Genomic DNA, 24,902 nt, shown 5'->3' on the forward strand with positions numbered 1-24,902 from the left:
ACTCGGCTCGATGGGAAGAGGTCTTCGTGGCTCAGATCACCAGGCGCAGTGCTGGCCGCCCCCGCAAGGCGGTCCTCGACCGCGCCCGCATCGGGACGGCGGCCCTCGAGCTGGTCGACGACGCCGGCGACTTCACCCTCCCGGAGCTGGCGCGCCGGCTCGGCGTGCAGACGGCGTCGCTCTACCACCACGTCGACGGTCGGGCCGGCGTCATCGAGCTGCTGCGGGAGCAGGTGAGCGACGCGATGGACCCCACCGCGCTCGACGACGAGCCGTGGGATGTCGCGCTGGCCGGCTTCTTCCGCTCCTACCGCCAGGTCTTCGCCGCCCACCCGAGGGTCGTTCCGCTCCTGACCACCGCCACGGTCCGCTCCGAGGCGGTGATCCGCGCCTACGACCGCATGGTCGCCCGCCTCGCGGAGGCCGGCATCCCGTCCGAGAAGGCCATGCGCATCCTCACCGCGCTCGACAACTTCGTGATCGGCTCCGCACTGGACCTGGCCGCCCCCGACGTCATGTGGGAGGTCCCCGAAGGCGTCGAGGTGCCCTCGCTCAGCGCGGCGCTCGCGGCTCAGCCGGTCAATCGCAAGCGTGCCGACGAGGCCTTCGAGGAGGGCCTGGGCCGGCTGCTCGGCTCGGTCGCGGCGGAGTTCGGCGTGACCGTGACCGCCGCCCCCGTCCTGCCAGGAGCGGCATCGTGATCAACGACCGTCCGACCATCACCATGACCAACTGGCGCGAGCCAGACATGGTCCGCCATGCCTTCCAGCGGATTGAGGAGTTCCAGCCGACGGCGCTGATCTCGCGCGGTGCAGGACCTGTCGCCGACCTACCGACCGCGCTGGACGCGTTCGATCTGGGCGATCTGGGCGACCTGCGGGTCTCGGCCGAGCTCGGCACGGTCCGGGAGGTGCTGGATGCGACGGAGACCGACAGCTGGCTCGTGCTGCACCGCGGCCGGCTGCTCGTCGAGGAGTACGCCGCTCCCATGACCGCCGCGACCCGTCACCTGCTGATGTCGGTGAGCAAGTCGATCGTCGGCGCGGTCGTGGGAGCGCTGGTCGACCGTGGGGTGCTCGATCCCTCGCGACCGGTCGCCGATGTCGTCCCCGAGCTGGCCGGCAGCGGGTACGACGGCGCCCGGCTGCGCGACGTCCTGGACATGCGCAGCGGCGTCCGCTTCAACGAGGACTACCTCGATCCCGAGGCCGAGGTCTGCCTGCTGGACGAGTCGGTGGGCTGGGCACCCCGCTCCCATGGCGGCCCGGCCACGCTCAAGGACTTCCTCCGTCGAACGGTGGCGGATCGTCCGCATGGTGGCCCCTTCCACTATCGCAGCTGTGAGACCGACGTCCTCGGTTGGATCTGCGAGGCGGCGACCGGCCGGCCCTTCGCCGAGCTCGCCTCCGAGCTGCTGTGGTCCCGCTTGGGCGCGGAGGCCGATGCCGCGATCTGCGTCGACGGCGAGGGCACCGGGGTCTTCGACGGCGGCATCTGCGCCACCGCGCGCGACCTGGCGCGCTTCGGCCTGATGCTGCTGCACAGCGGTGTCTCGGCCACGGGGGAGCGGGTGCTGAGCAGCACCTGGATCGACGACATCGTCGCCGGCGAGGACGACATCACCGCCGCGTTCGCCGCGGCACCGGAGGCGAGCATGCTCCCGGGTGGCTCCTACCGCAGCCAGTGCTGGGTGCCAGCGGGGCGCGAGACGGTCATGTGCGTAGGCATCCACGGCCAGTTCGTCTACGTCGACAGGGCGGCCTCGGCGGTCATCGTGAAGCTCTCGAGCTGGCCCATGCCGTGGGAGGGATCGCGGATGGCCGCCGCCCTGCAGCTCTTCGCGGCGGTCGGCGACCGGCTCCGGCGCGCCTGACCGGTGCCGTACGCCTGCCACTGACCGGGGGCCCGGTCTTCGGAAAGGTCACGCAGACGTGCGCCGCTGCTGGTGAGCCACTTGCCGTCTACGGCGGGCGCTTCAGCGACCTGAGCCTTCGTGACAACGAGCCGCAGCACTGGCTTTTTCTGACCTCCACGAAACCGTACCGGTCATCCAGTGCGCTGCAGATCCGCTGCCCCCCGGGTGCGCAAAGAGGGCCTGACCAAGGCGTCCTGCTGGTGGCGATGGCGATACCGCTGCCGCTAACACGGCCTTCACCGCGCTGACCTCGGCGTGGACCGCACGGGTGGACCAGGCCGCCCGCAGCTGACTGGCCGACGTCCCTGGAGCCGAGGTGACGACTGTCGACCGCGACGGCACCACGTTCTATGTCCATGTCCGTACGCCGGATGGGATTCGCCGACAGCCGCGCTGGTGCATCGTCTGTCCCCACTCGTGCCTCCGGGATCGGCGTGATGATCGAGACGACCATGGGCAGGGTGGGCGATGCCGGCGATGTCCGCTGACAGCGGAGGTCGCTGGCAACCATGCGGCCGAGCGGGCGTTAGCCGAGCAGACGACGCTTGGCGTCGGCAAACTCGCCGTCGGTGAGCAGGCCCTGCTCATGCAGGGTGGCGATCTTCCGGAGCTGGTCACCGAGTTGGTCGGTGGAAGCCGCACCCGACCGACGGTGCGGCGGCCTTTTAGGCCGCGGACGGTGGCGTGGCTCGTAGGCGGCTGCCTCGGCTCGTTGTTGGGCGTGGGCTGTCTGTCGTCGGCCGACGGAGTTGGCCGTGGGCTGTCTGTCGTCGGCCGACGGAGTTGGCCGTGGCCGTGGCCGTGCCGGCGATGACAGCGGTGCGTGGAGCAGACTCTCTTGACCGGGCGACCACCTACAAGGTTGACGCAGCGTTTCGTGCCTCCTGGCCGACCCTTGCAGCTGTCAGTGGGAGGAGGGCGAGCGCACCCGCCAGCGTCATCGCGGCGGCCCCCCAGAAGAGAACGACCAACCCCGCGGTATGGGCAACGACCCCACCGGTGAGGGCCCCGATGGCGAGGCTGCCCCAGGCGATGAGCCGGTGCGTGCTGATCACGCGACCGAGGAGGTGCAGCGGGACGATGCGCTGCCGCATCGTCACTGTGCCGACGTTCCACAGAGCGACACCCAGTCCACCGAGCGCGTACGCCGCACCAATCGCCACGACGTTGTGGGTCAATACGGGCGCGATGATCTGTCCAGCCTGGGTCACCGTGTTGATCGCGAGGAGGGCCCGCAGGTCCAGCGCCCTGGTCGCTGCTCGGATCAACAGCGACCCGAGCACGCTCCCGACGGCCGAGGCGGCCAGCAACAGCCCGAACCCGCGCGGGCTCAGCCCGAGCGGTGAGCCGGGACCGACGGCATAGAGCACGAAGACTCCGGCGGCAGCGGCACCCGCGAAGTTGGTCACGGCTACGCAGGCGCACACAGAACGCAGCGCCGTACTTCGGGCCAGGAACCGCACGCCGATGGCGATGTCGGACCGTAGCGAAGTGACCTCCGTCGGTTCGTCGCGACGTGCCCTGAAGGTGCCGGTGAGCGCGATCAGCATCCCCGCGGCAACAGCCCACACCATGGCCGGCCCGCCGAGTGCCAGGCCGACGCCGACCCCAGCGAGTACGCCGCCGAGTGCCGGGCCTGCGAACTGGTTCGTGGCTTGGTCGGCGATCTGTTGGAGAGCGTTGGCACGGTCAAGCTGGGTGCGGTCGACGAGCTGAGGCACGATGGCCGAGGCCGCCGTCGCGTAGAACGTCTCCGCCACCCCCGCACTGAATGCCACGAGGTAGATCGCAGCGATCGAGCTGATCCCGACGACAGCGAGGAATGCCGACAGCGCGAGGATCATCGCGCGGACCAGATTCGCGCAAAGCAAGATGATCCTGCGGTCCGAGCGGTCCACGATCGCGCCTACCGGAAGCGACAGGAGCCAGGGGAGCATCGCCGCGGTGCCGACGCCGGCGATCGCGAGCGGGGCATCGGTGTAGGTGCGGGCAAGCAGCGGCAGGGTGACCTTGAGCGCGCCGTCGGCCAGACTCGACAACGAGGCGGCACTGAGGAGCCGCCAGTAGCTCGCTCCGAGCCCGGCGCTGGTCGAAGCGCTGGTCGAAGCGCTGGTCGAAGCGCTGGCCGGACCGCTGGCCGGACCGCTGGGGATGGTGGTTGTCACGTCCGAGACGGTATAGATTGGATACCGGTATCTACAACGCTACTGGGGGATCCGATGAGCAAGGCCTACAACGTCATGGCCGCGACCTGTCCCAGCCGCACCGTGCTGCACCGGATAGGCGCCCGATGGACCGTGTTCGTCGTCAACGCCCTGGCTGCTGGGCCGATGCGGTTCACCGAGCTCAAGGCGCACATCCGTGGCATCACGTCGAAGGCCTTGACCGAGACACTCCGTGCGATGGAGTACGACGGACTGATCTTGCGCACGGACTACGGCGGCAACCCGCCGCACGTGGAGTATGCGCTGACACCGCTCGGTCACTCTCTCCTCGGCCCACTGCGTGCGGTGCGTGAGTGGGCCGAGACCCATGTCCCGGACATCGAGTCGGCCCGTGCTGCAAGATCAACGACAGGCTCGTGAGGAGACAGGGGCTGACGTAGGCAGCGAGCAGCTAGTCGAGGGGATCAAGTCCGGTGACGTGGTGTCCGACGGATCCCTCGACGTTGTAGCTCAGACGGCGATGGCCCGGATCGCGCACTGACGCTGACCGCGCGCGAGACGGTGGCTACTTGACCGCAAGCACGTCGATCGGTCGGATGTCGGCGGCCTCCGCCAGCAGGTCCGAGCTCACCTCCTGGAGCGCGGCCGGGATCTGGCCGCTCACGTGTGCCTGGCGCGCCTCCTCGCTCTCGAAGGTGTCGAAGATCCCGTAGGTCACCTCGTCGAGTCGGAACGCGTACCAGGTCACGGTGCCCTCCTCTTGGGCCGCCAGCTCGCGGCCCTGTTTGAGAAACGCACCGAGATCGTCGCCCTTGCCGGGCTTGGCCTTCAAGATGGCGAGCAGTCCTCGGTCGATGGCCATCAGATGGGTCCTTTCGTCGGGATGTCTTCGACGTTACGACCGCGGTGGTGGCGCCCCGGGAGGTCGCTGTCCCGAGCGTCGCTGATGCTCACCGCGAGCGCGTGCCGCGCGCTTGCTCCCACCCGGAGGTCAGTGCCCGCAGGCGGTCGGCCAAGCCCTCCATGGCCCACGCCGGCGCGTCGGCGAGGAGGGCATCTTCGAGGGTGAGCTGGGCAGGAATCACCTCGTCCACGAGGGTGGCACCTGCGTCGGTGAGGGCGAGCAGGGACGAGCGGCCGTCGGCCGGATTGGCCGACCGGCTCAGCAGTCCCCGCGCCTGGAGGGCGTTGAGTCGCATGGTGATCGCGGAGCGCGGGGCCAGCAGTGTCTGGGCCAACGACGTCGGGCTCAGAGGCTCGTCGGTGCGGCGCAGCGCGGACAGCACGTCAAGCTCGCCGCGGGTGAGCCCGTAGTCGGCGAGAAAGGCGTCGCTGGCTTCGAGGATGAGCCGCGAAGCGCGCAGCACGCGGTGGATCACCCCGAGGCTGGTGAAGCTCAGGTCCGGGCGCAGCTGCGCCCACTCACGCTGCATCTGGTCCACGGCGTCATCGTCGGGCCGGTCGTCTGCTTCCTGATCCATCCGGCTCCTCCGGTCCCGTGGACGTCGCGTCGTCAACGACAAGAGTAGTTCATTCCTGTAGTAACCTTGAGCTACTTCATTCCTGTAGCATCTCGGAGCGTCAATGATTCAGGCCACCCCGCCGCGGTCCTGGTGGGCGGCAGTCTTCGACCTGGGCCCGCACGCCGGCGCCCACTGGACCGCCCTGCGTGCAAGCGTGGCGATCCTCGTTCCGCTGGTGGTTTGCTGGGCGTCCGGTCGCGGCGACCTGCTGCTGTATGCGGCGATCGGTGCCTTCACCGCCCTGTACGGCCGGCACGAGCCGGCTCGGGTGCGCCTGACGATGCAGGGGCAGGCGGCCGCGCTGCTGGTGGCCGGCGTCGTCGTCGGCGCCCTCGTGGCGACCGTCCCGTTCCGGCTGTGGTTGCTCGTCCCGGTCGCGGCCCTCTGGGCCGGCGTCGCGGTGGTGCTGGCTGAGCTGGGCCGATGGCATCCGGCCGGAGCCCTCAACCCGGTCTTCGCCCTCACCGCCTCGGCAACGGTCCCGATCGCGCTGGGCACGGTGCCCGCAGCCGCCCTCGCTGCGGCCGGCGCGGCGGTCTTCGCGCTGCTGCTCGCGCTCCCGGGCCGCACCGCCCCCGGCGGCGGCGAGCCGGTGCGGTCTCGGCTGTCGTGGCGCGACCTACGACCCTCCGAACCGGTGGGCCGCCACGCCGCCCGCTATCTGCTCGGCATCGCCGCCGCCGGTCTCGCCGTCGCCACCAGCGGCATCGGCCACCCCTACTGGACCTTCGTCACGGCATCCGTCCCCATGTCGGCACCGGACCTGCACGCCCGCCTCACCCGCGCTGCGCAACGCGTGATCGGCACCGCCGCCGGTCTCGGCGTCGCAGCCGTCGTCCTGGCCGCCCACCCCAGCAGCTACGCCGCGATCATCGTGATCGCCGCGCTCCAGGCGTGCACCGAGCTGACGACCGGGCGCAACTACAGCCTCGGCCTGGTCTTCTTCACCCCGATGGCCCTTCTGCTCGGCGACCTCATGCTGCCCGCCTCGATCGGCACCCTCCTGGCCCAGCGCGCCCTCGAGACCGTCATCGGCCTCACCATCGCCCTGGCCGCGACTGTCATCACCCACGAAAGGCGCACGCCTACCAGCCGGACACCACCGCGCGATCACGTGCTCGATCACGTGTAGGGCGTGCACGTGGCGGCGGACCTGCCCCGGGGACCACGGGCTGCTACCAGCCGCGCGGTCCGACGGCGTAACGGATCTCCTCTCGCCGGCGTCGACTGGAGCTGGAGGTCAGGCCGGCATGTAGATGGAGGTCGTGGTGAGGTAGGCGTCCAGGCCCTCCGGTCCGAGCTCCACGCCGAGGCCACTGGCCTTGTGGCCCCCGAATGGTGCCGTCATGTCCATCGAGTACGAGTTCACGCCGAACGTGCCGGACTCGATGCGCCGGGCCAGGCGTAGGCCGCGGTCGGGATCAGCGGTCCATACCGTGCCGGCCAGCCCGTAATCGGAGTCGTTGGCGGCCGCTGCCGCGGCGTCGTCGCCGCCGTCGTAGGGCAGCACCGACAGCACGGGCCCGAAGATCTCCTCGCGGGCGATGCGCATGTCCGGCTCGACGTCGCCGAAGACGGTGGGCTCGACGTACCAGCCGCGGGGGTGCGACTCGGGGCGACCTCCGCCTGTCGTCGTGCGGGCACCTTGCTGGCGTCCGGAGGCGATGTAGCCCTCGATCCGGTCGCGTGCAACGGCGGACACGACCGGGCCGATGTTGGTCGCAGGGTCGGTCGGGTCGCCGACCGACATGGCTGCGACCGTGGCGGTGACGGCGTCGAGGACCGCGTCGTAGCGATGGCGAGGCACGAGGATGCGGGTGTTGTTCACGCACGTCTGGCCGTTGTTGGCCAAGGCGACGAACGGGATGCTGCGCAGGAAGTCCTCCACGGGCGCATCGTCGAGCAGGACCGCGGCTGACTTGCCGCCGAGTTCAAGAGTGACCGGACGCAGCAGCTCACCGCACAACGACCCGATGCGCCGACCGGCGGCAGTCGAGCCGGTGAAGGAGATCTTGTCGACATCGGGGTGGGTGACCAGATACTCGCTCACGTCGCGGTCAGCGGCGACGATGTTCACCACACCCGGCGGCAGCCCGGCCTCCGCGACCGCGTCGGCGAAGAGGTAGGAGCTCAGCGCCGTCTCAGGAGAGGGCTTGACGACGACGGTGCAACCGGCCGCCAGGGCGGGAGCCAGCTTGAAGTGGATCAGGCCGATCGGATAGTTCCACGGGATGATCGCGCCGACGACGCCCACCGACTCGCGATGCAGCACGGTGGAGCCGCGCTGTCCTTGACGCACCTCGTCCGGTTCGAGGCTCCGGGCCAGACCGGCGTAGTAGCGCAGGTGCGCCGCGGGACCGGCGCTGTTGGCAGCACCTGCGAACCGGATGGGCGTGCCGACCTCGTGCGCGACGAGCTGGGCGATCTCAGCGGTGCGCTTCTCGAGGCTGTCGGCCAACGCCTCGAGATGGGCGGCACGCTCGTGGCCCGGCAGCGCGCGCCAGGCGGGGAGTGCCCTGCGGGCCGCGATGACGGCTCGATCGATGTCGGCGCGCGTCCCGACGGGAGACGTCCCGAGCACCTCCTCAGTCACCGAGGACACCGAGGAGAACGAGTCCGTGCCTGCCGGTGCGGTCCAGTCGCCGTCGATGAAGAATGCGTTGCGGTCCATGAGGTCGCTCCTGTTCGGTTCGATGCCTTCAGTCGAAGGCGATGACGCCACGGATGTTCGTACCGGCTCGGAGATCGGCGAAGGCCTGGCCGATGTCCTCGAGACGGTACGTCGTCGTCACGAGCTCATCGAGCATGAGCTCGCCGTCGGCGTACAGCTGAAGCAGCCGCGGCATCGCTTCCCGGGGATTGAGATTGCCGTAGAGGCAGCCTTTGATCTCCTTGCAGTAGCCGACCAGCTCGGCCAGGGAGAACGGGACCGAGGTCTCGGTCAGCGGCGTGATCGCGACGGGCACACATGTCCCACCCTTACCGGTGAGAGCGAGCGCGCCGGTCATGATCTCGGCGTGCAGCACGCCCGGCGTCACGATGACCCGCTCGGCCATGGCACCACGGGTCAGCCCCTGCACCAGCCGGATCGCCTCGGCAGACGAGGCGACGGCATGGGTCGCGCCGAAGCGCAGGGCGCTCTCACGCTTGAACTCGAGGGGGTCGACCGCGACGACGTGGCGTGCCCCTGCCATCTTGGCGCCCTGGACCGCGTTGATGCCGACGCCGCCGACGCCGATGACCACGACGGTCTCGCCCGGGCGGGTTCCTGCTCGGTTGACCGCCGCGCCCCAGCCCGTCGTGACGCCGCACGAGACGAGAGATCCCGCGCTGAAGGGCAGCTCGGGTTCGATCCGGATGAGCGAGTCGGTGGCCGCCACGATGTGCTCGCTGAAGGTTCCGACCTGCATCATCGCGCGCACGGGCTCGCCGTCGAGGAAGCGGCGCGGTTGACCGTCGGTCACCATGCCGATGCTGAACAGCTCGGCGCCGCGGTCACAGATATAGCTCTGTCCGGTCGCACACCAGCGGCACCGACCGCACGCGGGGATGAAGGAGACGGCGACGTGGTCGCCGACGGCGAGATCGCTCACCCCGGGACCGACCTCGACAACGACGCCCGCGCCTTCATGTCCGCCGATGAGGGGAAACATCTCCGGCACCGCCTGTCCGGCAGCCTTGAGCTGCTGGACGACTTTTTCTGGGAGGACGGAGTCACCGGTGTCGTAGTGATCGTCGGAGTGGCAGACCCCGGCGGTGACCATCTTGACGACGGCCTCGCCGGCCCGCGGAGCGGCCAGCTCGACCGTGGTGACTTCCCAGCCTGTGCCGGGACCCCGGCTCACGGCGGCACGTGTCTGCACGTCCACTCCCTTTAATCGTTGGCAAATCAGATGAATGATATAACCAGATTATGGACGCGGGTCAAGGCATCTTGGCGCGGGTCGGTTTCGAGCGGAGTGACCGCGGCAACCGCAGCTGCCTGGGGACCTATCGGCGATGGTCTCCCGGCGGCATCACGCTGAGATCGGCCTCGCCAAGGCCGTGCAGGTGCCAGCCGTCGGCCGTGACATCGATCGTGAGGCTGAGCCCGTCGACCCGGAGGCCGTGAACTCCCAGCGGTAGGTATCGCCCGGGGACGGAGGGAGCGCACATCATCCGCTGCTGTGGGAAGTCGGGATCCAGACGCAGCAGGGTGCGGAGAAAGGAGAGCGGAGCGGCCGCAGCCCAGGCCTGGGGCGAGCATGAGGTCGGGTAGGGGACCGGGGAACGGAACTCGTCCCGGTCGAAGCCGCTGAACAGCTCGGGCAGCCGGTGGGCGAAGTGGCCGGCGGCATCCAGGAGGCCGGTGATGACGCGTTGGGCCTCGTTCACGAAGCCGTAGCGCATCAGGCCCGCTGCGCACAGGGCGTTGTCGTGCGGCCACACCGAGCCGTTGTGGTACCCCATCGGGTTGAAGCGGCCCATGCTCGTCGCCAGCGTGCGGATGCCCCAGCCGGTGAACATCTCAGGGGACAGCAGGTGAGCGGCGACGGATGCGGCCTTGTCATCGTCGACGATCCCGGTCCACAGGCAGTGCCCGATGTTGGACGTCAGGCTGTCGATCTGTTGCTTGTCACCGTCCAGTCCGACGGCGTACCACCCACGATCGGGGATCCAGAAGGCCTCGTTGAAGCGCTGTTTGAGATCGGCCGCCTTGGTGCTCCAGGTGCGATGACCGACATCGTCGCCCGCAGCGTGGGCCAGGTCGGCGCGGGCCAGGAATGCGGCGTAGGTGTAGGCCTGCACCTCGGCCAGGGCGATCGGGCCGGCAGGCAGGCGACCGTCGGCGAAGCTGATGCCGTCCCACGAGTCCTTCCAGCCCTGGTTGAAGAGGCCCTGGTCGGTACCGCGCTGGTACTCGACGAAGCCGTCGCCGTCGCGGTCGCCGGTGTTCTCGATCCAGTCCAAGGCCCGGTCCGCGTGCGGGAGGAGCTCCTTGATGGTCGTGGGGTCACCGCCCCAGCGGGCCAGCTCCCCGAGCAGCATGACGAACAGCGAGGTCGCGTCCGCAGTGCCGTAGTAGACACGGGCTCCACCCAGCGTGAGATCGACGGCGGTGAGACCGAACCGAATCTCGTGGAGGATCCGCCCGGGCTGCTCCTCGGTCACGGCGTCGGTCAGGGCGCCCTGGTGATCTGCGAGGGTCTGGAGGGTGCCGACGGTCATGCTGCTGTCCAGCGGCAGCAGCATCCACGAGGTCAGGATTGAATCGCGCCCGAAGAGTGCCATGAACCACGGTGCGCCGGCCGCGACGACGGCCCGATCGGGGTGCTGGTCGTCGAAGATCCGAAGCGCGCCGAGATCCTCGATGCTGCGTTCCAGGACCGCGGCCAGCCCGGGATCTCCGGTGGTCAGGTCGGGGATGCCGTGGCGCCATTCGTAGAACAGGCGGGCCGGCTTCACGTATCCGACGGTGTCGCTGGGCTCGTGGTGGCCGGTGAGCCGAACGCCGTCGAGGACGGGTGCCACGTGCACGGTGACCGTGCGTTCGCTTCGAGCCGGGACGATCAGGTCCCAGCTCAACGCCTGAGGTGCGAGATCAGGCTCGCCATCGGCTCGTACGTGCACACCGGGATGGTGGCTGCCCCGGGTCCGCGAGATGCCGATGCCATCGGCATCCACGGCCCGCGTGATGTGGTCGAGCGGCTGGGTGCGGCCGTCCTTGACCTCGAACAGGTCGGCGAAGTCTGCGTCTACGCACAGCCTGAGCACGCCCGCGGCCTCGGTGGCGGCCAGGTTGCGCAGCGTGATCCGCTCCCTCATGCCGTCACCGATGTGACGGTTTCGGATCACCAGCACCGTGCTGTCACCGAGACCGGCGACCGGCGGGATCCGGCCGAGGTACGTCGCGTGGTAGGGCTCGACCTGTTGCACGTCGAGCAGGGTGGGCGCGATCCCATCGAAGGTCAGCGTCCACCGTGACAGGACGCGTGTGTCCCTGGCGAAGAGGCCCTGGCTGCCTGAGGCCTGGATGTCCCCTCCGCGCTCGCTGATGCAGAACGTGGTGCCCTCGATCAGGGTCACCGTGTTCGCCACGCCTGAGTCGCTGGCCGGCGCGGAGTCGGACGTCCAGGGTGTCGTCACCGGGATCGCTCGGTCATGCGACCACCTCGACCGGGAGATCGGCCTCGAGGTGCAGCTCGTGGATCGAGGACGGGTTCGTCAGGACGCGCTCGTAGAGCTCCACGTGGTCGCGAACCATCCGGGGCAGTGAGAAGCGCTGCTCCGCAGCGGCACGGCAAGCTCCCCGATCGAGGACAGGGATGCGCCCGATGGCATCGCTGAGCTCACCCTCGTCGCGACACAGGAATCCCGTGACGCCGTGATCGATGATCTCCGGCGCGGCGCCGGTCCCGAAGCCGACGACCGGCGTACCGCTGGCCAGCGCCTCGGCCATCGCCAGCCCGAAGGGCTCGGGCCAGGCGATGGGGTTGAGCAGCGCCTCGGCGCGCTGCAGAAGATCCAGTCGGACCTCGATCGAGGGCTCGACGAGCAGTACGTCGTCAGCGGTGAGCAACGGTTCGACGACCGTCTTGAAGTAGTCGATCTCCGATGCTTCTCGCATCTTCGTCGCCACCACCAGACGATGACCTCCGCGGTGTGCCGCACGGAGAGCCGTGGCCACGCCCTTCTCGTGCGACATCCGGCCCAGGAACAGGAGGTAGCCGCCGGCCCCCGGACCTGGCAGGTAGGTCGCCAGGTCGATGCCGTGGTGGATGACCGCGGCGATCGGAATCTCGGGCGCCCTGGACGCCTGGTCGTGCGAGATGGCGATGACGGCCGCACGCCGCGCGATCTCTCGGAAGATTCGGCGGTTCTCGTCGGTGAAGGCGCCGTGGTGGGTGCTCAGCACGGGCGGGATCCCACGCCGCGGCCGTGCTGCCAGCAGGGGGCCGACCACGGTGTGGTCGTGGATCACGTCGACATCGGCCATCGCCTCGTACGCCGCCAAGACGTGCGCGGCCTCCTCGACCGTCGTACCGATGGGGCGCGGGGCGGTCTCGTAGAGGTGTGACGACGGCACCGGGCAAGCAGAGTCGCCGACCGTGAAGAGCCGGACGTCGTGGCCCAGCTCTTGGAGCCCGCGGGCGAGGTTGTCCACGACGACCTCGGTCCCTCCGTAACCGACCGGCGGCACCGGGGCCCACGGAGGAGCGATCAGGCCGATTCTCATCCGGAGCACCGTGCCCGGTTCAGGTCGAGCGTGTGTGGCACGGCGTGCGGGGAAGTCTTCATCAGGAGTGGCCTTCTGCTTGGTGATGCTCGGTGGCGGGGGCAACGCGTGTCAGGTCCAGGCACTTCTGCGAACGGAGTCAAGGTGACCCGGCACCCGCTTCAGGTCGCTCTGCCTCCCCAGGTCGTTGTGTCGCGACAGGCGGCAGACGCTCGATCTGCTTCTTGGTGAGGTTGAGCTGGATGCCCTCAGCGAGCCCGGTGACGGCCTCGATCGGAATGGCCACGTCCTTCCGACCGAAGAGGTGTCCCTCTTGCAGCAGCACGTGGGTGATGCGGTGCCCCGGCTGGGCGATGACCGCTCCTTCGACGCGTCCGATCTCGCCGTCGGTCGCATGCACCCGCTCACCACGACGGATGGCGATTTCTCCCGCGGGCAGGACGTCGTCGGTGATGGGCTGGTTGCGGGGGCTGGTGCTGAGCGTCGTGTCCATGCTCGACGTGTCCAGGCTCGATCCGCCGATTCCGGTGCCCGGAGTGCTCCCACCGCCGCCGGAGCCGTAGTACGGCCAGTACAGCGCCTGTCCCTCGGCGTAGTCGGCGTAGGCATTGCCACCGGGCAGGAAGTGCGTCTCCTCGGCGGCGTCCAGCTCGTCGAACTGGGCCACGGTGCAGCGCAGTCGAATCTCGCTGCTGGACGTGTCGAGCAGGTCGAGCGGCACGAGTCGACCTAGGCCGGATCGATGCTTCGGTTCGACCACCAGGTGCGTGACGGTACGGAGGATCGGGTCGATGACGACGCGGGTCACCCTTCCGCATGCTCCGTCGCTGCCATGAGCTTCGGCTCCGATGGTGAACCGCGTGGTCGGTGTGGGTGTAGTCGGCTCGGATGCCATGGCGGAGGGTTCCTCTTCACTCGTGGTTCGGGACGGAAGCTCGGCTCATGCGCGGGGGATGGCGCTCTGAGGGCGTGGACCCTTCCTGAGCTCGGCGCCGTTGCCGACCGAGACAGGGTGGATGGCCGGTGCAGGCGCAGCACTGGCCGCGGCCGCATCGCTCTCGTGGGCGAGGAAGGAGCCGAGCTCGGCGATCGTGCTCATGAGCGGCGCGGGGAACACGACGGTGGTGTTCTTGTCCACACCGAGCTCGACCAGGCTCTGCAGGTTGCGCAGCTGGAGTGCGACGGGGTGGGCCATCATGATGTCGGAGGCGTCACCCAACGCGGCTGCGGCGAGGGACTCGCCTTCGGCGTTGATGATCTTGGCGCGCTTCTCGCGCTCCGCTTCGGCCTGCCGGGCCATCGCGCGCTTCATGCTCTCGGGCAGCTGGATGTCCTTGAGCTCGACCAAGGTCACCTGCACGCCCCACTCGACGGTGGCGACATCGAGAATGGCGCGGATGTCGAGGTTGATCTTGTCCGTCTCGGAGAGCGTCTGGTCCAGGGTGTGCTGCCCGACGACCTTCCGCAGGGTGGTCTGGGCGATCTGGTCGATGGCGGAGTAGACGTTCTCGATGGCGACCACGGATCTCACCGCATCCACGACCTTGAAGTAGGCGACCGCCGACACGTCGACGCTGACGTTGTCCCTGGTGATGATTCCCTGCGACTGGATCGGCATGGTCACGATCCGCAGCGAGACACGATGCAGGACATCGGCGAACGGAATGATGAAACGGAGCCCGGGCGCGCGCTCGCCGATGACGCGTCCGAAGCGGAAGAGCACGCCCTCCTCGTACTGCTTCACGATCCGGACGGCCATGGCCAGCGCGACCAGGAGGAGCGCGATGATGACGAAGGCGATGATGACGATGAGGGCGTTCATGGTGATCCTGACAGACAGGCGATCACCGGAGTGCCCGGCGCGGAGCTGATGCTCTGGGTTCAGCGGCGGACGGCTGAACTGGTACCGGACTGGCTGAGGATCTCAGCAATTTCGACACTACACCGGCGATCCGCACGGCACCGGTCAGGCGGCCCCAGACTTGTCGGGCAGCCCCCCTTGCACCCTGAGGCTGAGGTAGGTGAGCCCTGAGATGGGAATGGGCAGCCAGAACTCGAACAGCCGCCAGGTCAGCACACCTAGTGTCGCGGGCGCGACCGACACGTCACCGAGAGCGACGACCGCCGGGATCAAGACGCCCTCGACGATGGCCAGCCCCCCAGGCGTCACGGGCAGCAGCCCGAGCAGGTTGGCTGCGCCGTAGGCCATCAACAGTGCTCCCGGATGCAGGTCGATCCCGTAGGCACGCAGGCAGACCCAGAGGCTGGCGGCGTCGAAGAGCCAGTTGCCCAGCGCCCAGCCGAACAACGGGATCCGGTGATCCGGCTCCCGGATCAGGACGACGGCTCGGCCCGCAGTCGCCCGGGCGGTCTCGGCGACAGTGCTGGCCAGGTGCGCGATCACCTGCCAAGCGCGCTCCGACCCGGTTCCGACCCGTGAAGGCGCTCGCAGGCGCTGCGGGGAGCGCCGATGCAGCTTGTTCGGGCGGGTCGCGACCGACCACATACCCAGCCCCACCAAGATCAGGACGAGCGCTGCGGCCGTTCCAGCGGCTGCGTACCCCGGGTGGTTGACGATGCCCGTACCCGCCAGCGCGACTCCGCCTGCGAAGGTGGCGACGAGGCCGATCAAGACCAACGCCGTCTCCACCGCGGCTGTCGAGGCGGCCTCCTGCGCGGGGACCCCCCACCGGGTCATCAGGCGAAACCGGAGTGCCGCGGCAGACGCGCCGCCGCCGGGTAGGACATGGCTGGCGCCGAGCCCGGTGAGGTCGATGCGGAACTGGTCCAGGAAGCCCGGGCGTACGCCCGCTGGCAGGACGACACGGGTCAGTGCGGTGTACGAGGCCAGGGAGCAGAGCTCAAGAGCGAGGGCGACCACGAGCAGCCACGGTTCTGCATCGGTCAACAGGGTGAGGTCGTGACTGGCCCTCAGAATCTGCGGCACGGCCAGGTACTCGATGAGCGCCAAGGCGACGAGCATCAGCCCGATCCTGCGCAGCCACGCCCACCACCGACGCGAGCTGACGCCTTCAGGCACTGGTCGCCGGGCAATCGCGGGGCCGGTCGGTTGCAGGGCCGCGAGAACGAGGGTTGCCACCGCTGGCAGATCGATGCCGGCCTCTGCGGCTCGCGCGGCGAGGTCGCGCTCGGCCTGGTCTGGTGTCGCGCCTTGTCCGATCAGCACGCCGAGTGCCTGGTTGATGGTCGCCATCGCCCTCAGGTGCTTCGAGGGCGTGTGACTCGGCGGGAGCGTGCGGTGCTCGTCCAGGCGGACGTCGGACAGGGCCAGCCCAGTGAGCCACGCCAGGTCGGCGGCAAGGTCGATGAAGGCGCCCGGGGTGGCGGCATAGAAGATGAGCGTGAGCGACGCCGGTGACGTCGTTGCATCCACGGCGCCGTTCTCGTCCGGGGCCACCGTGAGCGGCACCAGCAGTGAGCTTCGGATGTGGTCGGCTCGGACGCCGTCGTCGAGCACGGTGAAGGCGAACGCCGTCCGGTCGGCGGTGATCGCCACGGACAGGCCGAGGTAGGAGCCGGCTGCGGTCCGGGAGTCGGCGGCTAGGCGGGTGAGAGTCTCGGCGACGTCAACACCAGGAAGGTCGAGGGCCTGGGTCAACAGCGCCAACTCGGCGCTCAGGGCTGGAGAGATGATCACGGGCGGTCTGCTCCCCGTGGCGCTCCTGGGCACCTGGTCGCGAGCACGAGCCGAGCGCTGCATGGCGCGGCGCGGGGGGAGAGAAGGGTGGAAGCGGGGGCAGGTCCCTCGTCCGGGTGTCTCCTGATCCCGAGCCTACGCGGTTGCTCCGGAGCGCGGCGGCCGCGCGTGTTCGGTCTGCGTCGAGGTGGGCCGGCTATGTCCTGGGGTCGGCGTGCTGGGCACGAGCGCGACGGACTGCTTCGTCGACGATCTGCTTGGCGACGTCGGCGAGCTTGGTGTGCCCGGACTGGCTCAGTTTGCGCAGCGTGGCGAAGGCCTCGTCCTCAGTGCCGCCGGTGCGGCCCCGCAGCAACCCGATGGCCTGGTCGATGACCGGTCGCGTCGTCAGGGCGGTCTGCAACTGGTTGGTCAGCTCAAGGGCCTGGGACAGCACCTGCGCATTGTGGACAGCGACCGCGGCCGGTGCGGCGAACAGCTCACCCAGCTCGGCGGCATGATCGTCGAAGACATCCTTGCCGTGGGCGTAGACATTGATCGCGCCGACGACCTGCCCGGGCAGCAGCAGCGGCAGCGACAGCGCACTGTGGATGCCCAACCGCCCCACCCTGGGGCCGAACCTGGGCCACATCTTCTCCCCGCCCAGCGACCCGGAGCGCACGGTCCGGGCCTCCAGGGCTGCGGTGATGCACGGGCCCTCGTTGAGGGTCACGTACTGGATCTCGTCGATCTCGGAGACGAAGGGGTGACTCGCGGCGAGCGCCGCGACCCGGTTGTCCGGTCGATCCAGCCGCAGCAGCGTCACTCCGGCCCCGTCCGCGCCGGGGATCGCCTGGGAAGCAAAGGTGGCCACTCGCTCGAGCAACTCGGGCAGCCCCAACGTCCCGGCGACGAGGCCGGCCAAGCGACCGAGACTGGTCTGGAGGTCGGCCACGTCCATCGCCTCCTGCTCGGAGGACAAGGGCGGGTAAGCGGCCTCCCACTCCACACGGCCGTTCGACTCGCCCATTCCCAACCTCGCTCTGCTGCCAGGCCCACGCAGCGCACCGGTCTGGAGATCTTCCCGCGGCGGGCTCGTCACGAGGTTCAGCTGAACTCACTCTAGCCGTCCCGCACGGGCCGTCGAGGAGCCTGCTGCTTCCGTCGGGCGGGCCGGTCACCCCGACCGCAGCGGCCCGATCGGAACCGCGAGGACACGCTCTCGCGCCCTCCGGCGGCAACGAGGCGCGGTGTAGCGTCGAACGTGCTGAGAACTCCAGCCAGTCCGGAAGAGTGCAGCCGCCCCCGCCGCTGACCTCGCCGAGCCCACCGCTCGTCGCCGTACGCCTTCATCGAATCGGACACCGCGGTCGAGGATCCCTCGACGAAGAAGGATGCGCCGATATGTGCCGTCGGCAGTCAGCGCCCCTAGGCGGCCACGCGCAGGCCGCGGTCGTCGGCACGACGACCCGTGTGGCGCGTCGGCCGAGCACCGAGGCTCCGGCATGACGATCGCCGCACCGGCCCAGGCCGGCACATCATCGGCGCCCCGGGACGTCGGTGCTGCTTCACGCCTTCCGGCGACTGAGGTGCTGCACCGTCTCGGGAGCAGTGATGCGCGCGGGCTGTCGAGCACCGACGTGAGCGAGCGACGGGCCCGATGGGGACCGAATGCAGTCTCCTCGCACCGCGCCCGGTTCTGGCCTGTGCTGTGGCACCAGCTCCGGTCCCCGTTGCTCGCGCTGCTCCTGACCGCAGCGCTCGCGTCGTACTTCGTCGGGGAGAAGAGCGACGCCGTCATCATCGCCGTGATCGTCGCACTGTCGGTCGGACTCGGCTTCGTCAACGAGTATCGCGCCGAGAAGGCGGCCGAGGCGCTCCACGATCAGATCCATCACGAGACCGTTGTCACGCGGGACGGCAGCCGCAGCACGGTGGATGTCACCGAGCTCGTCCCCGGCGATCTCGTGGATCTTCGGCTGGGCGACATCGTGCCGGCTGACCTCCGGCTGATCGGCGCGACCGGTCTCGCCTGCGACGAGTCGGTGCTGACCGGCGAGTCGCTGCCTGTGGACAAGAACACCGACCCTGTGGCCGGCGCGACGCCGTTGGCGGAGATGACCGACTGCGCCCTGATGGGGACCGTCGTGAACGCGGGTAGCGGACGCGGCGTCGTCGTCTCGACGGGGACCAGCACCGAGTTCGGCAAGATCGCCGTCGGCCTGTCCACCCACCAGCTCGACACCGAGTTCCAGGTCGGACTGCGGAAGTTCTCGATGCTGCTGGTCTACGTGGCCGGGGCACTGACGACGTCGATCTTCGTGCTCAACGTGGCGTTCAGCAAACCGATCATGGACGCGCTGCTGTTCTCCTTGGCGATCGCCGTCGGGATCACCCCGCAGCTGCTGCCGGCGGTGGTCTCCAGCAGCCTCGCCGCCGGATCGCGGCGGATGAGCCGACTCAAGGTCCTGGTCAAGCGCCTGGTCTGCATCGAGGACCTCGGTAACGTCGACGTGCTATTCACCGACAAGACCGGCACCCTCACCGCCGGCCGCATCGACTACACCCGCGCTGTTGCAGCCGACGGTGCACCGGCCGCCTGCCAGACCCAGGCTGTGCTCCGGTGGGGGCTGGTCGCGACCGAGAACATCGCCGCCGACGGTACGGCGGTGGGTGGAAACGCGTTGGACCAGGCCTTGTGGGCGGCACCCGACGTGGCCGCCCAACTCGCCGACGTCACCGCTTACCACCGGCTGGGCGTTCTACCGTTCGACCACGAGCGCAACATGGTCTCCGTCCTCGTCCAAGGAAGCGACCAGCGTCGGACGCTGGTGACGAAGGGCGCGCCGGAGGCTGTGCTCGAGCGCTGCCTCCATGTCTCCCCATCAGCCCGCACCGCGCTGGCAACCGAGTTCGCCGCCGGGAACCGGGTGATCGCCGTCGCCACCCGCACCGTCCCCATCGACCACCCGCTGACGACTGCTGACGAGCACGACCTGGACCTGATCGGGTTCCTGGTGTTCCTGGACCCACCCAAGCCGGACGCGGGCAAGGCACTCCAGAGGCTGGCCAGGCTGGGCATCGCGGTCAAGGTCGTCACCGGGGACAACCCCGCCGTGGCGGTGAAGGTCTGTCGTGATCTCGGCCTGAGCGACGGCGTTGCGCTGACCGGCGCCGACGTCGCAGCCCTCGACGACGTCGCCCTGGCCCGAGCCATCGAAGGCACGACCGTGTTCGCGCGGGTCAGCCCCGAGGACAAGGCTCGCATCGTCCGTACCCAGCGCAAGACCGGTGGTGCGGTCGCGTTCCTCGGCGACGGAGTCAACGACGCGCTAGCCCTCCACGCGGCCGACGTCGGCATCTCCGTGGACTCGGCCACCGACGTCGCCAAGGACGCTGCCGACGTCATCCTCCTGGAGAAGGACCTCGACGTACTCGCTGATGGTGTCGCCGAGGGACGAAGGATCTTCGCCAACACCATCAAGTACGTGTTGATGGGAACCTCGAGCAACTTCGGCAACATGTTCTCGGCGGCCGGCGCGTCCCTCTTCTTGTCGTTCCTGCCGATGCTGCCCAGCCAGATCCTGCTCAACAACCTGCTCTACGACTCCAGTCAGCTCGCGATCTCCACCGACCGCGTCGACGAGGAACAGCTGCGGAGCCCCGCTCACTGGGACCTGGCGTTCATCCGCCGCTTCATGGTCTTCTTCGGCCCGCTCAGCTCCGTCTTCGACTTCGTCACCTTCGGAGTGATGCTGTGGATCTTCCATGCCGGGGCCGAGGAGTTCCGCTCGGGCTGGTTCGTCGAGTCGCTGGCGACCCAGACACTGGTGGTCTTCGCGATCCGCACCCGCCGTGTCCCGTTCTTCCGCAGCCATCCCAGCCTGCCGCTCGCGTTGGCCGCGGTCAGCGTCGTCGTCATCGGTGCCGTGCTGCCGCTGACGCCGCTCGCTCACACCCTCGGATTCAGCCCGCTGCCCGCAGCGTTCTTCGCCGCGTTGGCCGCGATGGTCATCGGCTACCTCATCCTCATCGAGGCCGGCAAGCTCATCTTCTACCGGATGGCGGCCAGCCACCCCCGACCGCGGCGTCGCTACACCAAGGCCCGCGCGCTGCGCCGCCGCGCCGCCCGCTTCAGCGTCGGCCGACTCCGTCGGCCCGCTCGAACCGTCACCTCGGCGCGACGTTCGGGCTGACGCCGGCGGCGTTGAGTCAGGGGGTGGCTTCGGCCGCTGCCCGTGCGATGGCGCCCTCGATGCGATCGAGGATGGCGTCCATCATGGTCTCGAAGATCCGATCCTCGCTTACGCTCGCCAACTCGGCACCGTGCGCGCGCGCCGCCGGATACTCCTCCTGCGGCAGCACGGCGTAGATCCGCGACCATGCGGTCGCGTCCTTCTCGCGGAGCTCGGGCTCGAGGGCGAGCACGCTGGTCATCGAGGCGCACCCGCCGAGCAGCGCATCGGCGAAGACGCGGTAGTAGAGCACCGTCTCCTGTTCGTCGAGCCCGGCCCCCGAGAGCGTCGCGAGGAGTGATTCGACCAGCTCCCGCTCGTGTCGACCGCCGGTGACGCGAGCGAAGCACTGGCTGTAGAGGACGGGATGGCGCTGGGCGTGCGTCCAGGCGGTCATCGCGATGTTCTTGAGCTTCTCGCGCCAGCTGAGGCCCGTCGCCTGCCTTCGCAGAAGGTCGATCTGCTCGCCCATGACGCGGTCCCAGACGGCCAGGATCAGGTCGTCCTTGTCGCGGAAGTGCCGGTAGAAGGCGGTCGGGTCGACCCCCATCTCCTCGCCGAGGCGGCGCATCGAGATGTCGGTCGACTTGGAGCTCTCGAACAACTCCAGGGCCTTGTCGACGATCGAGTCGGTGCTCAGGGCCGATGCACGGGCGCTGCGCGTGCGGCGGGCGGTGGTGGTGCGGTCGCTGGCCATTGCTTCTCCTCCGGGATCTCCCTGGCGTCACAGGATCGTAACGCATTGCTGTTGTCCACGCCGTTGACAACAGCAATGGGCACGGCTTTGATTGCCTGCATGCCCGATGTGAGCCAGACCACCGTGATCCGGAACGCCGCTGTCTTCACCGCCGATGCGGCCCGGTCCTGGGCGAGCGCGCTCGCCTTCCGTGACGGCCGTCTGGTGGCCGTGGGCGGCGACGCGGAGGTCGCTGATCTGGTCGCAACGGCCGACGAGGTCGTCGATGCCGATGGGGCACTGGTGACGCCCGGGTTCATCGACGCACACATGCATCCGATCCAGGGCGGCATCGAGCGCACCCGCTGCGACCTGAGCGGCGCGACGACGACGCAGGAGTACGCCGAGCTCCTGCGCGCCTACCTCGCCACCCCGGCGGGACGCGAGGGTCTCTGGGTGCTCGGAGCCGGCTGGTCGATGGAGGCCTTCCCCAACGGTCTGCCGACCAAGGATCTGCTCGACGCGATCGTCCCGGACCGCCCGGCGTACCTGCCCAACCGCGACCACCACTCCGGCTGGGCGAACAGCCGTGCCCTCGAACTCGCCGGCATCGACCAGTACACCCCCGACCCTCCGGGTGGTGTGATCACGCGTGACGGTGATGGCCACCCGACCGGCGCGCTGCACGAGGCGGCGATGACCTTGGTGGAGCGTGTGCTTCCGCCCGTCACCGCCGAGATCCTGGCTGCCGGCCTCCAGGCTGCCCAGGAGTATGCGCACGGGCTCGGTATCACCGGCTGGCAGGACGCGATGGTCTCCGTCGGTCCGGCGTCGTTGCACGAGGCCTACCTCGCCGCTCAGGCCGACGGCCGGCTCAGCGCACGCGTCGCGGGTGCGCTCTGGTTCGAGCGGGACGAGCCGGACATCGAGGCGCAGGTCGCACGGCACATCGCCAGCCGGGAGCAGGCGCTCGCCGCCGTCCTACCCGCCACGGCAGCAGGGGCGGTGGACGAGACGGCCGCGCGCTACTCGGCGCCGACGATCAAGCTGATGCTCGACGGCGTCGCCGAGACGTTCACTGCGGCCATGCTCGACCCGTACTGCGTGCACGACGGACACGGCGGCGGCATCGGCCTGACCTTCTTCGAGCCGGAGTTCGTCATCGAGGCCGTGACGGCACTGGACGCGGCCGGTTTCGGCATTCACTTCCACGCGCTGGGGGACCGGGCCGTCCGACTCGCGCTCGACGCCATCGCGGCCGCGACCGCCACCAACGGATCGGCCGACCGCCGCCACCAGCTCGCGCACCTCCAGGTGGTGCACCCTGACGACCGCCCGCGGTTCCCGCTGCTGGGGGCGGCGGTGAACATGCAGCCGCTGTGGGGCTGCCACGAACCGCAGATGGACGAGCTGACGCTGCCTTTCATGGGACCGGAGCGCGGCCAGGAGCAATATCCGTTCGGCGACCTCTTCCGCTACGGCGCCACGCTCGTCGCCGGCAGCGACTGGCCGGTCAGCTCGCCCGATCCCTGGGCCGGGATCCACGTCGCGGTCAATCGGATCGGGCCAGGCGCTCCCCTCGGCGCGGAGCCGCTCGGCGTGCACCACGCGCTCCCGCTCGGGGTCGCTCTCGCCGCCTACACCGCCGGCTCCGCCTGGACGACACGACTCGACGACGTCGCCGGGAGCCTCGTGGTCGGCAAGGCCGCCGACGTCGTCCTGCATGACCGAAACCCGTTCGACCTGCCGACCCACGAGATCTGCGAGACGCGGGTGCAGCGCACCTATGTCGGCGGCCGTCTCGTCTTCCAGCGCTGAACCGCAGCCCGCCTAGGAGTAGCCATGTCCCTTCACCCCATCACCGCAACCTCCGCGCGACGCAGCCTGACAGCTGCGGGCGCCGTGCTCCTCGCCGGCACTCTCACCGCCGGCCTCACCGGCTGCTCCGGCGGCGGGAACGACTCGTCGGGCCCATCGGGCAAGGCCGTCTCCAGCATCGGCGCCGACCAGGTCACCACCGGGACGGCCAGCAAGCCGGTCGCCGCGGTGACCTGGGACGGCGGCTACCGCGCGCCGGTGACCCTCGACCCGATCGGGCTGGCGGACTATCCCGAGGAGACGACGATCCCCAACATGTGCGAGCCGCTGATCAGGGTCGAGCCCGACTACTCGCTCAAGCCGGGGTTGGCGACGTCGTGGAAGTACGCCGACGCGCACCATCTCGTCGTCAACCTGCGCAGCGGCGTGAAGTTCTGGGATGGCAAGCCGATGACCGCCGCCGACGTCGCCTACAGCATCGGCCGCAACCTTGACCCGAAGTACGCCTCCAACTACTACGGCAGCTTCGCGATGATCACCGACGTCAAGGCGACCGGTCCGTCGCAGGTGACCCTGACCATGAAGAACCACTCGATCTCCGCGGTCGACGGGCTCGCCACCCTCGGCGCCGCCGTGGTGGAGAAGGCGTTCGCACAGAACGCCGGCCGATCGTTCGGGTCACCGAAGGTGGGGGTGATGTGTACCGGGCCGTTCGCGTTCGAGTCCTACGACGGCACCAGCAAGCTGGTGATGAAGAAGAACCCGACCTACTGGGACTCGGCCCATGCCGCGTTGGCCGCGACCTTCACGCTGGTCTACCCGACCGATCCGCAGGCGATCGTCAACGGCCTCACCAGCGGCAGCATCCAGGGAGCCTTCACCCTGCCGAGCAACCTGATCGCGGCCCTGCAGAACGCGGGCTCGGGCAAGATCTACATCGGTCAGAAGGGATCGACGCCGATCAACGACGACCTCCTCTTCACCAAGGAGACCGGGCCGACGGCCGATCCGCGACTGCGGCAGGCGCTTTCCGAGGCGATCGACCGATCCGGCATCGCCACCTCGGTCTTCCACGGCGCCGCCGACCCGCTCTACAAGGTCTCGGGGCCAGGCGTCTTCGGCTACGAGAAGGAGACCTACCAAGCGGCGTACGACAAGGCCACGATCAGCACGGATGTCGCCGACGCCGCGGCGAAGGTGAAGGCGTCGGGCGTCGGCAAGGCCCCGATCGTGTTCGGCTACCCGTCGGGAGACAGCGAGAGCCAGCAGATCGCCACCGTCGTGCAGCAGGAGGCGCAGCAGATCGGCCTCAACCTCAAGATCACTGCCATCCCGATCCAGCAGTACGGCTCGCTGTTCTCCTCGGCCAAGGCACGCGCGCCCTACGACCTCATCCTGACCAAGAACTACATCGAGCTGCCCGAGCCGGCGATCCTCGACCAGCTCGTCGCCTCGAAGTACGGGACGATGAATTTCAGCGGGTACGACGACCCGACCGCCTCCGCGGCGCTCGCGCAGGCGGACGCCACTGACGATCCGACGGCCCGGGCGCAGCTGGTGCTCAAGGCGGAGGACCAGATGGCGACAGGCCTTCCCGCGATCCCGATCGTGCAGCCGCGAGCCGTCGTCTTTGAGAACGACGCTCTCACCGGCGCGACCCTGACCTTCTCCTACATGACCTCGCCCTGGGCGGCCGCCATCGGCGGCAAGTGAGCGG

General features: G+C 69.2%; 19 protein-coding genes. 7 read left to right on the top strand and 12 right to left on the bottom strand.

The window, feature by feature from the left end:
- Window positions 1-26 precede the first annotated feature (26 nt).
- Both H036_RS0113460 and H036_RS0113465 read left to right on the top strand, forming a co-directional pair.
- Window positions 27-701 carry a TetR/AcrR family transcriptional regulator gene (locus H036_RS0113460; RefSeq protein ID WP_017935317.1) on the top strand — a complete coding sequence of 225 codons (675 nt, stop codon included), beginning with the start codon at window positions 27-29 and terminating at the stop codon, window positions 699-701.
- The gene (locus tag H036_RS0113465; RefSeq protein ID WP_017935318.1) at window positions 698-1,873 is read left to right on the top strand and encodes a serine hydrolase domain-containing protein; all 1,176 of its coding nucleotides are present in this window, start codon (window positions 698-700) and stop codon (window positions 1,871-1,873) included. Before H036_RS0113460 ends, H036_RS0113465 begins: the two co-directional genes overlap by 4 nt.
- A gap of 896 nt (window positions 1,874-2,769) precedes the next feature.
- Here H036_RS0113465 and H036_RS22830 read toward each other — a convergent pair.
- The gene (locus H036_RS22830; protein ID WP_017935319.1) at window positions 2,770-4,080 is read right to left on the bottom strand and encodes an MFS transporter; all 1,311 of its coding nucleotides are present in this window, start codon (window positions 4,078-4,080) and stop codon (window positions 2,770-2,772) included.
- A 54-nt stretch (window positions 4,081-4,134) separates the two neighbouring features.
- Between H036_RS22830 and H036_RS0113475 the strand changes: the two genes are divergently transcribed.
- Window positions 4,135-4,500 (top strand): winged helix-turn-helix transcriptional regulator, encoded by a 366-nt coding sequence (locus tag H036_RS0113475; protein WP_017935320.1) that lies wholly within the window; start codon window positions 4,135-4,137, stop codon window positions 4,498-4,500.
- A 145-nt stretch (window positions 4,501-4,645) separates the two neighbouring features.
- Here the strand turns inward: H036_RS0113475 and H036_RS0113480 are convergent, their stop codons facing one another.
- Window positions 4,646-4,942: a putative quinol monooxygenase gene (locus tag H036_RS0113480; protein ID WP_017935321.1), complete on the bottom strand. Its 297-nt coding sequence runs from the start codon at window positions 4,940-4,942 to the stop codon at window positions 4,646-4,648.
- An 88-nt stretch (window positions 4,943-5,030) separates the two neighbouring features.
- Window positions 5,031-5,561, bottom strand: a complete 531-nt coding sequence (locus H036_RS0113485) for a MarR family winged helix-turn-helix transcriptional regulator (RefSeq protein WP_017935322.1) — start codon at window positions 5,559-5,561, stop codon at window positions 5,031-5,033.
- 103 nt (window positions 5,562-5,664) lie between these two features.
- On the opposite strand from H036_RS0113485, the gene H036_RS22835 reads away from it, so the two are divergent.
- Window positions 5,665-6,735 (top strand): FUSC family protein, encoded by a 1,071-nt coding sequence (locus H036_RS22835; RefSeq protein ID WP_017935323.1) that lies wholly within the window; start codon window positions 5,665-5,667, stop codon window positions 6,733-6,735.
- 108 nt (window positions 6,736-6,843) lie between these two features.
- Here H036_RS22835 and H036_RS0113495 read toward each other — a convergent pair whose 3' ends face one another.
- From H036_RS0113495 to H036_RS0113530, 8 genes are all read right to left on the bottom strand, one after another.
- On the bottom strand, window positions 6,844-8,274 hold the full coding sequence (locus H036_RS0113495; protein WP_017935324.1) for an aldehyde dehydrogenase: 1,431 nt from the start codon (window positions 8,272-8,274) through the stop codon (window positions 6,844-6,846).
- A 28-nt stretch (window positions 8,275-8,302) separates the two neighbouring features.
- Window positions 8,303-9,466, bottom strand: a complete 1,164-nt coding sequence (locus H036_RS0113500) for an NDMA-dependent alcohol dehydrogenase (RefSeq protein WP_026146042.1) — start codon at window positions 9,464-9,466, stop codon at window positions 8,303-8,305.
- Between the two features lie 127 nt (window positions 9,467-9,593).
- Window positions 9,594-11,729, bottom strand: a complete 2,136-nt coding sequence (locus H036_RS0113505) for an amylo-alpha-1,6-glucosidase (RefSeq protein ID WP_017935326.1) — start codon at window positions 11,727-11,729, stop codon at window positions 9,594-9,596.
- A 13-nt stretch (window positions 11,730-11,742) separates the two neighbouring features.
- The gene (locus H036_RS0113510) at window positions 11,743-12,819 is read right to left on the bottom strand and encodes a glycosyltransferase family 4 protein (protein ID WP_036488309.1); all 1,077 of its coding nucleotides are present in this window, start codon (window positions 12,817-12,819) and stop codon (window positions 11,743-11,745) included.
- A gap of 139 nt (window positions 12,820-12,958) precedes the next feature.
- Window positions 12,959-13,627: a PRC-barrel domain-containing protein gene (locus H036_RS24475; protein WP_017935328.1), complete on the bottom strand. Its 669-nt coding sequence runs from the start codon at window positions 13,625-13,627 to the stop codon at window positions 12,959-12,961.
- A gap of 132 nt (window positions 13,628-13,759) precedes the next feature.
- A complete protein-coding gene (locus H036_RS0113520) occupies window positions 13,760-14,641 on the bottom strand; it encodes a slipin family protein (protein ID WP_017935329.1) in 882 nt (293 codons plus the stop codon).
- A 144-nt stretch (window positions 14,642-14,785) separates the two neighbouring features.
- A complete protein-coding gene (locus tag H036_RS0113525) occupies window positions 14,786-16,477 on the bottom strand; it encodes a lysylphosphatidylglycerol synthase transmembrane domain-containing protein (protein ID WP_017935330.1) in 1,692 nt (563 codons plus the stop codon).
- Between the two features lie 196 nt (window positions 16,478-16,673).
- Window positions 16,674-17,486: a GAF and ANTAR domain-containing protein gene (locus tag H036_RS0113530; protein ID WP_017935331.1), complete on the bottom strand. Its 813-nt coding sequence runs from the start codon at window positions 17,484-17,486 to the stop codon at window positions 16,674-16,676.
- A gap of 475 nt (window positions 17,487-17,961) precedes the next feature.
- On the opposite strand from H036_RS0113530, the gene mgtA reads away from it, so the two are divergent.
- Window positions 17,962-20,652: a magnesium-translocating P-type ATPase gene (gene mgtA, locus H036_RS0113535; protein WP_017935332.1), complete on the top strand. Its 2,691-nt coding sequence runs from the start codon at window positions 17,962-17,964 to the stop codon at window positions 20,650-20,652.
- 16 nt (window positions 20,653-20,668) lie between these two features.
- On the opposite strand, the gene H036_RS22845 is transcribed toward mgtA, so the two are convergent.
- On the bottom strand, window positions 20,669-21,388 hold the full coding sequence (locus H036_RS22845; RefSeq protein ID WP_017935333.1) for a TetR/AcrR family transcriptional regulator: 720 nt from the start codon (window positions 21,386-21,388) through the stop codon (window positions 20,669-20,671).
- A 99-nt stretch (window positions 21,389-21,487) separates the two neighbouring features.
- On the opposite strand from H036_RS22845, the gene H036_RS0113545 reads away from it, so the two are divergent.
- Both H036_RS0113545 and H036_RS0113550 read left to right on the top strand, forming a co-directional pair.
- A complete protein-coding gene (locus H036_RS0113545) occupies window positions 21,488-23,185 on the top strand; it encodes an amidohydrolase (protein WP_017935334.1) in 1,698 nt (565 codons plus the stop codon).
- 24 nt (window positions 23,186-23,209) lie between these two features.
- Window positions 23,210-24,898 carry an ABC transporter substrate-binding protein gene (locus H036_RS0113550; RefSeq protein WP_017935335.1) on the top strand — a complete coding sequence of 563 codons (1,689 nt, stop codon included), beginning with the start codon at window positions 23,210-23,212 and terminating at the stop codon, window positions 24,896-24,898.
- The last annotated feature ends 4 nt before the right edge of the window (window positions 24,899-24,902 follow it).

The organism is Nocardioides sp. Iso805N, from assembly GCF_000364605.1.
Taxonomy (GTDB): Bacteria; Actinomycetota; Actinomycetes; order Propionibacteriales; family Nocardioidaceae; genus Nocardioides.

Excerpts from the sequence above, each read along its gene's own strand:
- H036_RS0113475 (WP_017935320.1), top strand. The coding sequence starts at position 4,135 with ATGAGCAAGGCCTACAACGTCATGGCCGCGACCTGTCCCAGCCGCACC.
- H036_RS0113480 (WP_017935321.1), bottom strand. The coding sequence starts at position 4,942 with ATGGCCATCGACCGAGGACTGCTCGCCATCTTGAAGGCCAAGCCCGGC.
- H036_RS0113485 (WP_017935322.1), bottom strand. The coding sequence starts at position 5,561 with ATGGATCAGGAAGCAGACGACCGGCCCGACGATGACGCCGTGGACCAG.
- H036_RS22835 (WP_017935323.1), top strand. The coding sequence starts at position 5,665 with ATGATTCAGGCCACCCCGCCGCGGTCCTGGTGGGCGGCAGTCTTCGAC.
- H036_RS0113495 (WP_017935324.1), bottom strand. The coding sequence starts at position 8,274 with ATGGACCGCAACGCATTCTTCATCGACGGCGACTGGACCGCACCGGCA.
- H036_RS0113510 (WP_036488309.1), bottom strand. The coding sequence starts at position 12,819 with ATGAGAATCGGCCTGATCGCTCCTCCGTGGGCCCCGGTGCCGCCGGTC.
- H036_RS0113520 (WP_017935329.1), bottom strand. The coding sequence starts at position 14,641 with ATGAACGCCCTCATCGTCATCATCGCCTTCGTCATCATCGCGCTCCTC.
- H036_RS0113530 (WP_017935331.1), bottom strand. The coding sequence starts at position 17,486 with ATGGGCGAGTCGAACGGCCGTGTGGAGTGGGAGGCCGCTTACCCGCCC.
- mgtA (WP_017935332.1), top strand. The coding sequence starts at position 17,962 with ATGACGATCGCCGCACCGGCCCAGGCCGGCACATCATCGGCGCCCCGG.
- H036_RS22845 (WP_017935333.1), bottom strand. The coding sequence starts at position 21,388 with ATGGCCAGCGACCGCACCACCACCGCCCGCCGCACGCGCAGCGCCCGT.
- H036_RS0113545 (WP_017935334.1), top strand. The coding sequence starts at position 21,488 with ATGCCCGATGTGAGCCAGACCACCGTGATCCGGAACGCCGCTGTCTTC.
- H036_RS0113550 (WP_017935335.1), top strand. The coding sequence starts at position 23,210 with ATGTCCCTTCACCCCATCACCGCAACCTCCGCGCGACGCAGCCTGACA.